The organism is Kitasatospora sp. NPDC053057, assembly GCF_044546945.1.
Lineage (GTDB): Bacteria > Actinomycetota > Actinomycetes > Streptomycetales > Streptomycetaceae > Kitasatospora.
In genome coordinates, this window is sequence record NZ_JBITZP010000124.1 from 1 (window position 1) to 2212 (window position 2212).

The 2212-nt window shown below is 70.2% G+C and carries 1 protein-coding gene; it reads left to right on the top strand.

Translation table 11 applies throughout. The features are described from left to right. The coding region (locus tag ACIG5E_RS39335) for a condensation domain-containing protein (protein ID WP_396542104.1) at positions 1-2212 on the top strand (2212 nt) is incomplete at both ends.

Sequence of the window (2212 nt, forward strand, 5' to 3'; positions counted from 1 at the left end):
TGGCCGCGCACCCGCAGGTCGCCCAGGCGGCCGTGGTGGTCCGCGAGGACGCGCCGGGCGACACCCGTCTGGTCGCCTACGTCGTCACCGAGGACGCCGCGATGTCCGAACTCGGCGCCTCCCTCCGGCAATTCGCCGCGCAGAAGCTGCCCGAGTACATGGTCCCGTCCGCCGTCGTCGTGCTCGACGCGCTCCCGTTGAGCGTCAACGGCAAGCTGGACCGCAAGGCGCTGCCGGCCCCGGAGTTCAAGGCCGGCGGAGGCCGACTGCCGGCGACCCGCCAGGAGCGGGTCCTGTGCGAGGAGTTCGCCGCGGCGCTGGGCCTGGAGCAGGTCGGTATGGACGACGACTTCTTCGCCCTGGGCGGCCACTCCCTGCTCGCCGTGCGGCTCGTCGAGCGGCTGCGCAGCCGCGGTGTACCCGTCTCGGTCCGCGCCTTGTTCGAGGGCCCGACCCCGGCGGGACTGGCACTGGCCTCGGGTGACCGGCAGGTCATTGTCCCGGACAACCTCATTCCGACGGGCGCGACCGCGATCACGTCGGAGATGCTGCCGCTGGTCGACCTGACCGCCGAGGAGATCGAGCGGGTCGTCGCCATCGTTCCCGGTGGCGCCGCGAACATCGCGGACGTCTACCCGCTCGCCCCGCTCCAGGAGGGCCTGCTCTTCCACCACCTGCTCGCCGGTGACAGCGACGACGCCTACACCCAGCCCACCGTGCTGGAGTTCGACTCGCGCGAGCTCGTGGACGGCTTCCTGGACGCGCTCCAGCGAGTGGTGGACCGGCACGACATCCTGCGCACCGGTATCGTCTGGGACGGGCTGCGTGAACCCGTCCAGGTGGTGTGGCGCCGGGCCGAACTGCAGGTGACGGAGGTGGTCCTGGGCACTGAGCCTGGCAACGACCCGATCGCCGAGCTGGTGGGACTGGGCAGTACGCCGATGGACCTCAGCCGTGCTCCGCTGATCGGCCTCCACGCAGCTCCCGCCCCGAAGCCTGGGGCAGAGGGCCGGTGGTTGGTCTTGACACGCATGCACCACATCGCACAGGACCACACCGCCAAGGAGGTCCTGCTGACGGAGGTCTACGCCTTCCTCACTGGGCAGGGTGACGCACTCGCCGAGCCGCTCCCGTTCCGCAACTTCGTGGCCCAGGCGCGCGGCGCCGTCGACGAGTCCGAGCACGAGCGCTACTTCGCCGAGCTGCTTGGCGATGTCACCGAACCCACTGCCCCCTACGGCCAGGTCGACGTGCGCGGCGACGGCAGCGGTGTGGTCCGTGACACGCTTACCCTGCCGCAGCAGATCAGCGACCAGATCCGGGAGACTGCCCGCCGGATCGGCGTCACTCCGGCCTCCATCCTGCACGTGGCCTGGACGCGGGTTCTAGCGGCGGTTTCGGGCCGCACGGACGTGGTGTTTGGCACTGTCCTGTTCGGCCGCATGAACGCTGGTGCCGGATCCGACCGTGTCCCCGGCCCCTTCATGAACACGCTTCCCGTCCGTGTGCGCACCGGTGGGCTCGGCGTCCTGGAGGCTGTTTCGGCGATGCGTGGCCAGCTCGCCGAACTGCTGGAGCATGAACATGCCCCGCTGGCGGTCGCGCAGCGCGCGAGCGGAGTACCCGGAAGCAGCCCGCTCTTCACGTCCTTCTTCAACTACCGTCACAATAACGGGACGCGAAGTGTGGAGGTCGAGAAGGTCGGCTCCCCGTTCGGGTCGTCCGGCGGCATCCGGATGGTCTTCGAGCACGACCGGACCAATTACCCGCTCTCCGTCGCGGTGACCGACGACGGAGAGACCCTCGACGTCACGGTCGACGCGATCGCCCCGATCGTGCCGGGCACGGTGGCCGAGCTGGTGCACGTGGCGACCGGAAGCCTGGTGGCGGCACTTGAGGCGGCCCTCGACAGTGGGGTGGACACGCCACTGGGCTCGGTGGAGGTGCTGGGCGAGGCCGAGCGCTCTCGGGTACTGGTGGAGTGGAACGCCACTGAGGTGGTGTACGACGACGTCCTGGTGCCGGGGCTGTTCGCGGTGCAGGTGGCGCGTACGCCGGATGCGGTCGCGGTGGTGGCGGATGGTGTGGAGGTGTCGTTCGCGGAGTTGGATGCGCGGGCGAACCGGCTGGCGCACTACCTGCTGGCCCAGGGTGTCGGTGTCGAGTCGCTGGTGGGTGTCTGCCTGCCTCGCGGCGTGGACGCGGTGGTCGC